At 74.6% G+C, this 6,350-nt stretch carries 7 protein-coding genes; 5 read left to right on the top strand and 2 right to left on the bottom strand.

The genetic code is table 11. The annotated features are described in order from the left end of the window. Window positions 1-132: elongation factor 1-alpha C-terminal domain-related protein (locus ACVMYR_RS10765; RefSeq protein WP_431904462.1), on the top strand; the 132-nt coding region annotated here is incomplete at its 5' end. A 98-nt stretch (window positions 133-230) separates the two neighbouring features. Here ACVMYR_RS10765 and galK read toward each other — a convergent pair. Both galK and galE read right to left on the bottom strand, forming a co-directional pair. Continuing rightward, a complete protein-coding gene (gene galK, locus ACVMYR_RS10760) occupies window positions 231-1,469 on the bottom strand; it encodes a galactokinase (protein WP_457121710.1) in 1,239 nt (412 codons plus the stop codon). Further along, window positions 1,466-2,449, bottom strand: a complete 984-nt coding sequence (galE, locus tag ACVMYR_RS10755) for a UDP-glucose 4-epimerase GalE (protein WP_091278952.1) — start codon at window positions 2,447-2,449, stop codon at window positions 1,466-1,468. The genes galK and galE overlap by 4 nt, the downstream gene beginning before the upstream one ends. A 192-nt stretch (window positions 2,450-2,641) precedes the next feature. Between galE and ACVMYR_RS10750 the strand changes: the two genes are divergently transcribed. From ACVMYR_RS10750 to ACVMYR_RS10735, 4 genes are read left to right on the top strand one after another with little or no spacing between them, the layout of a single operon-like run. Next, complete coding sequence (locus ACVMYR_RS10750) at window positions 2,642-3,667, top strand: hemolysin family protein (protein ID WP_077936064.1); 1,026 nt, start codon at window positions 2,642-2,644, stop codon at window positions 3,665-3,667. 32 nt (window positions 3,668-3,699) lie between these two features. After that, entirely contained in the window at window positions 3,700-4,725 is a 1,026-nt protein-coding gene (gene trpS / locus ACVMYR_RS10745; protein ID WP_396789703.1) for a tryptophan--tRNA ligase, read from the top strand. 22 nt (window positions 4,726-4,747) lie between these two features. After that, window positions 4,748-5,338: a 2'-5' RNA ligase family protein gene (locus ACVMYR_RS10740; protein ID WP_377536422.1), complete on the top strand. Its 591-nt coding sequence runs from the start codon at window positions 4,748-4,750 to the stop codon at window positions 5,336-5,338. A gap of 48 nt (window positions 5,339-5,386) precedes the next feature. Next, window positions 5,387-6,322, top strand: a complete 936-nt coding sequence (locus ACVMYR_RS10735) for a YhjD/YihY/BrkB family envelope integrity protein (protein ID WP_091278963.1) — start codon at window positions 5,387-5,389, stop codon at window positions 6,320-6,322. Window positions 6,323-6,350 lie beyond the last annotated feature (28 nt).

Here is a 6,350-nt window from a genome sequence, read left to right as displayed (position 1 = left end):
GTGCGGCTGCGCACGACGATCCCGCTGCTGGCGGACGAGTACCGCCGCAACCGCACCACCGGCGGTTTCGTGATCATCGACGAGGCCACCAACCGCACCGTCGGCGCGGGCATGATCGTCGAGGCCGCCTGAGCCTCTTCCCGGCCCCCGCCGGTGCCCGGCGGACGCCCGCCCGGCGTTGTTAACAGGGGCCCCTTGCTATGCAGAATGCGTTAACAAGGGGCCCTTCCTTACAAGCGGTGGGCGCCGGGGGCCGGGGTGGCCAGGTGGAAGCCGGGGGCGCGGAAGCCGCGCTCGGCGTACCGGGTCGTGACGGCGTCGGCCACCGCGTCGGCGCGGTCGGCGTCGACCAGGGCGAGGACGCAGCCGCCGAAGCCGCCGCCGGTCATCCGGGCCCCGTACGCCCCGGCGGCGAGGGCCGCCTCGACCGCCGTGTCGACCTCCGGCACGGTGATCTCGAAGTCGTCGCGCATCGACGCGTGCGAGGCGGTCAACAGCGGCCCGGTGTCGCGTACCCGGCCGGCGCGCAGCAGCGCCACGGCGTCGAGCACCCGCTGGTCCTCGGTGACGACGTGCCGGACGCGGCGGCGGGTCTCGTCGTCGTCGAGCCGGGCGAGGGCGTCGTCGAGGTCGGCGGCGGCCACGTCGCGCAGGGCGGGCACCCCGAGCAGCCCGGCGGCCTTCTCGCAGGCGGCGCGGCGGGAGGCGTACTCGCCGTCGGCGTGCCGGTGCGGGGCCCGGCTGTCGATCACCAGCACGGCCAGCCCGGCGGCGGCCAGGTCGAACGGGATGTGCTCGACGGCCTCGGTGCGGCAGTCGAGGAAGAGGGCGTGGCCGGCGCGGCAGCGGATCGCCGCGGACTGGTCCATGATCCCGGTGGGCGCGCCGACGTAGGCGTTCTCGGCCCGCTGGGCGAGCCGGGGCCGCCCCTCGGCCGGCAGGTCCAGCCCGCCGAGGTCGACGAGGGCGGCCAGCACGGCGGCCTCCAGCGCGGCCGACGACGACAGCCCGGAGCCGAGCGGCACGTCGGAGGCGACGGCCAGCCGCGCCCCGGGCACCCGGTGGCCGGCCTCGCGCAGCGCCCACACCACCCCGGCGACGTACGCGGCCCAGCCGGCGACCCGGCCGGGGGCGGCCACCTCGTCGGCGCCGAACCCGACCTGCTCGCCGGTGAGCTCCGACCAGACCGTCCAGCGGTCGCCGTCGTCGGGGGCCGCGGCGACGACGGTACGCAGCGGCAGCGCGAACGGCAGCACGAAGCCGTCGTTGTAGTCGGTGTGCTCGCCGATCAGGTTGACCCGCCCGGGTGCCGCCCAGCGGCCGGCGGCGGGTGCGCCGTAGCGCTGGCGGAAGCCGGCGGCGGCCCGGTCGGCGACGTCCCCGGCCGGCGCGGGAGAGGCGACCTCCCCGGCCGGCGCGGGGGCGACGGCGTCGGCCGGCGGGGGCGAGGGGTGCGCGGGGTCGGTCACGGACGCTCCAGGATGTGCGTGCGGTAGAAGGCCCAGGCGTCGCCGACCATGTCGTGCAGGGTCGGCTTCTCGGGCGTCCAGCCCAGCTCCTCGCGGGCCAGGGCGGAGGAGGCGACCAGCTCGGCCGGGTCGCCCTCGCGGCGCGGGGCCACCTCGACCGGCAGCGGCCGGCCGGTGACCTCGCGGACCACGTCGACGACCTGCCGGTTGGTGAACCCGGCGCCGTTGCCCAGGTTGTAGACGCGGTGCCGGCCGGGCACGGCGGCGGTGAGCGCCAGCAGGTGGGCGCGGGCCAGGTCCTCGACGTGGATGTAGTCGCGCACGCAGGTGCCGTCGACGGTGGGGTAGTCGTCGCCGAAGAGCTGCAGCTTCTCCCGCCGGCCGGCGGCGACGTCGAGGGCGATCGGGATGAGGTGGGTCTCCGGGTCGTGCCGCTCGCCGATGGCGACGTCGCCGCGCAGGTACGCCCCGGCGACGTTGAAGTAGCGCAGGGACACGGCGGCCAGGTCGTGCCCGATCGCCTCGGAGGTGAGCGCCATGTCCACGGCCAGCTTGGTGGCCCCGTACGTGTTGGTGGGGGCCTTGACGGCGGTCTCCGGGATGGGCAGCTCGGTCGGGTTGCCGTAGACGGCGGCGGTGGAGGAGAAGACCATCCGGGGGACCCGGGCGGCCCGGACGGCGTCGATCAGGGCGAGCGAGCCGACGGTGTTGTTCTGCCAGTACAGCTCCGGGCGGATCATGGACTCGCCGGCGGCGATGAGGGCGGCGAAGTGCAGCACCCCGTCGAAGCCCGCCTCGGGGGTGAGCACCCGGGCCGCCTCGTGGATGGGCGCGTCGACCCAGGTGGCGTCCGGGGCGAGCGCCTCGCGGTGCCCGGTGCGCAGGTCGTCGAGGACGACCACCTCGTGGCCGGCGTCGAGCAGCATCCGGGTCACCACGCTGCCGATGTAGCCGGCGCCGCCGGTGACGAGCAGTTTCACGTCGGGGTCCTCCTGCCTGGCCGCGCCTCGCCGCGGCCGTCCGCGCTCACCCTACGGCGGCCGGCTGTGGCCGCGCTCCGCGTCGTCGCACCGCCATTCCATCACAATCTTTCACGACTGAACAGATACGCACACCGTCACTCCGGGTGGACGACCTGTGCCGAACCGTTGCGGGCCCTACGATGAGTTGTCATGCGGGAAGCGGGTGGTCCCGGGCTCCGCCGGCGACCGGTGGGGCGGCTCCGACGCGAACCGGGCCCGCTGGCCCGCGCCGTCGCCCGGCTGGTGGTGCGGGCCGCCGACGGCGCGACCCGGCTGGTCACCGACCTGCTCGGGGCCAGCCCCGCCGCCGGCCGGGAGCGGATCAGCGAGGCCGAGCTGCGCGACCTGGTCGCCGCCAGCACCGTCCTCGACGCCGACGAGCGGCGGATCATCGACGAGGTGCTGGCCGCCGGGGCGAGCCTGGTCCGCGAGGTGATGATGCCCCGCACCGAGGTCGTGTTCCTGTCGGTCGGGATGACCGTCGCCGAGGCGGAGCGGCTGGTCCGGGCCGAGACGCACCGCCGGTACCCGGTCGTCGACGGCACCCACGACGACGTGGTCGGCTTCGTGCACCTGCGTGACGTGCTGCTGCGCCCCGACCTCGACCCGGGCACCACCGTCGGCGAGCTGGCCCGGGAGGTCAAGCGGCTGCCCGGCAGCAAGCGGGTGCTGGCCGCGCTGACCGAGATGCGCCGCGAGGGCCACCACCTCGCGGTGGTGGTCGACGAGTACGGCGGCACCGCCGGCATCGTCACCTGCGAGGACCTGATCGAGGAGCTGGTCGGCGAGATCCACGACGAGCACGACGGCGACCCGGAGCCGGAGCCGACCGGCCTGCCCACCGTGGTCGACGGCCGGCTCAACCTCGCCGACTTCGCCGAGCGCACCGGCGTGCGGCTGGCCGCCGGCCCTTACGAGACGGCCGGCGGGTACGTGATGGCCGCGCTGGGCCGGCTGCCGGTGGTGGGGGACGAGGTGCCGGTGGCCCCGCCGGCGGCGGACGGCGGGGACCGGGACCCGGACGACCCGCCCGGCGGGTGGCTGCTGCGGGTGCTCGCGCTGGAGGGCCGGCGGGTGTCCCGGCTCGCGGTCTCCGTGGTGCGCCTGCCCGAGCCGCGACGCGAGGTCACCGGCCCGCTGGCGGCGGCGGAGAGCCGACCCGCCGGCCCGTCATGACGTACGCCGGGGGTTGCTGACAGAATGCCGGCATGTCCGACGTACCCGCCCGCCCCCGCGTGTTCTCCGGCATCCAGCCGACGGCCGACTCGTTCCACCTCGGCAACTACCTGGGCGCGGTGCGGCACTGGGTGGCGTTGCAGGACACCCACGACGCGTTCTACTGCGTGGTCGACCTGCACGCCATCACGGCCGGGCACGACCCCAAGGTGCTGCGGCAGCGCACCCGGGTGGCCGCCGCGCAGCTCTTCGCCGTCGGCCTGGACCCGGAGCGCAGCACGCTGTTCGTCCAGTCGCAGGTGCCCGAGCACCCGCAGCTGGCCTGGGTGCTGGGCTGCATCACCGGCTTCGGCGAGGCCAGCCGGATGACCCAGTTCAAGGACAAGTCGCAGAAGCAGGGCAGCGACCGCTCCAGCGTCGGCCTGTTCACGTACCCGATCCTCCAGGCCGCCGACATCCTGCTCTACCAGGCGCACGCCGTCCCGGTGGGCGAGGACCAGCGCCAGCACCTGGAGCTGTCCCGCGACCTGGCGCAGCGGTTCAACTCGCAGTTCGGCAAGACGTTCGTCGTGCCCGCGCCGCACATCGTCAAGGACACCGCGAAGATCACCGACCTGCAGGACCCGACGGCCAAGATGTCGAAGTCGTCGTCCTCGCCGAGCGGCATCATCGACCTGCTGGAGGACCCGGCCCGCTCGGCCAAGAAGATCCGCTCCGCGGTCACCGACACCGGCCGGGAGATCGTCTTCGACAGCGAGACCAAGCCGGGCGTGTCCAACCTGCTCACCATCTACTCCGCGCTGACCGGCCGCAGCATCGACGACCTGGTCGCCGCGTACGCGGGCCGGGGCTACGGCGACCTGAAGAAGGACCTGGGCGAGGTGGTCCGGGAGTTCGTCACGCCGATCCAGGAGCGCACCCGGGCCTACCTCGACGACCCGGCGCAGCTCGACAAGCTGCTCGCGGCCGGCGCGGAGAAGGCCCGCGCGGTCGCCTCGGCGACGCTGCACGAGACGTACGAGCGGGTCGGGTTCTTCCCGCCGGTCCGCCTCGGCTGACCGCCCGGCGCGACGGGTACGGGTGGAGACGGGCGGGTCGGTGGCCGGAGGGGTGGCGCGGAGCGTGGATCGCAGGGACGGGACGCCGCAGGCCGGCGACACCATCCAGATCGGGATCGCGGTGGACATCCCGGAGCCGTGGGGCGGCATGCTCACCCGGCGGCGGGTCGAGGCCGGCGACCCTCTCGTGGTGCCCGCGCACGTGACGCTGCTCGGGCCCACCGAGATCCCGACGGCGGCGCTGCCGGCGGTCGAGCGGCACCTCGCCGGGGTGGCCGCCACGCACCTGCCGTTCACCCTGCACCTGCGGGGCACCGGCACGTTCCGCCCGGTGACGCAGGTGGTGTTCGTGGCGGTGGCCGCCGGGATCAGCGAGTGCGAGCTGCTCGCCGCCGCCATCAACTCGGCTCCCGAGCTGCACCGGGAGACCCGCTTCCCCTACCACCCGCACGTCACGGTGGCGCAGGACGTCGCGCCGGAGGCGCTGGACCGGGCGTACGAGGACCTGGCCGACTTCTCGGCGATGTTCGAGGTCGACTCGTTCACGCTCTTCTCGCACAGCGGTCAGACCCGGTGGCAGCCGCGCCGGGACTTCCTGCTCGGCGTGTCCTGAGCCGGCGACGCTCTCCCGTGCGGGCGGCGGATCGGCGAGGATGACGGCGTGGAGGTCTTCGGGCGGATCGAGGCCGGCATCGACCGGCGGGTGAGCGCGGCGCGCCGCCGGTCGCGGACCTTCGACCATCTGTGGCGGGCCGGCAACCTCTACGCGGAGGTGCTCGGCGGGCGGCTGGCGGCGGCGATCGCCTACTACGGCTTCTTCGCGGTCTTCGCGCTGGCCCTGGTGGCGTACTCGATCTTCGGGGCGATCCTGGAGGACAACGACGAGGTCAGCGACGCGGCGGCCGGCTTCCTCAAGGAGAACCTGCCCTTCCTCGACCCGGCGCAGATCGCGCAGAGCAGCAACACCGTCGGGGTGGTGGGCCTGGTCATCCTGGTCTTCACCGGGATCGGTTGGGTGGAGGCGATCCGCTCGTCGCAGCGGCTGATGTACGGGCTCAACCAGCAGCCCGGCAACCTGGTGGTGCGCCGGCTGGTCGACCTGGGCGTGCTGGTGGGGGTGTTCGTCCTGCTCGGCCTGTCGGTGGCCGCCGTGGACGCGTTGGAGTCGCTGCTGCGCTTCCTGCTGCGCAGCACGGGCTCGGTGGGGCTGACCGTGATCAGCGCCGTGCTCAGCGTGCTGGTCAACGCGGTGCTGGCCGCCGCCCTCCTGGTGGCGGTGCCCCGGCTGCGGATGAGCCGCCGCCGGCTGCGTCCGGTGGTGTTCGCCGTGGCGGTGGGCATCACCCTGCTGAACACGGTCGGGCGGTTCTACGTGGTGCGCACCGAGCGGAACCCGGCGTACACGGTGGTGGCGGGCGCGGTCGGCCTGCTGCTCTACCTCTACCTGCTCAACCAGCTCGTGCTGTTCGGCGCGGCGCTGGCCGCGACCAGCCCGTACGGCCGGGTGGTGGACCTGGCCGAGGGGGCGGCGCCGGCCGACCTCGACGCCGAGGCCGACGCCGACGCCGGCCCGGGCACGCCCGGCGGGGCGGGGTGACCCGCGCAACCGATCGGTCAATTCGGGT

This window comes from Micromonospora sp. PTRAS2 (genome assembly GCF_054052245.1).
This window is presented reverse-complemented; position numbering and strand designations above follow the sequence as displayed.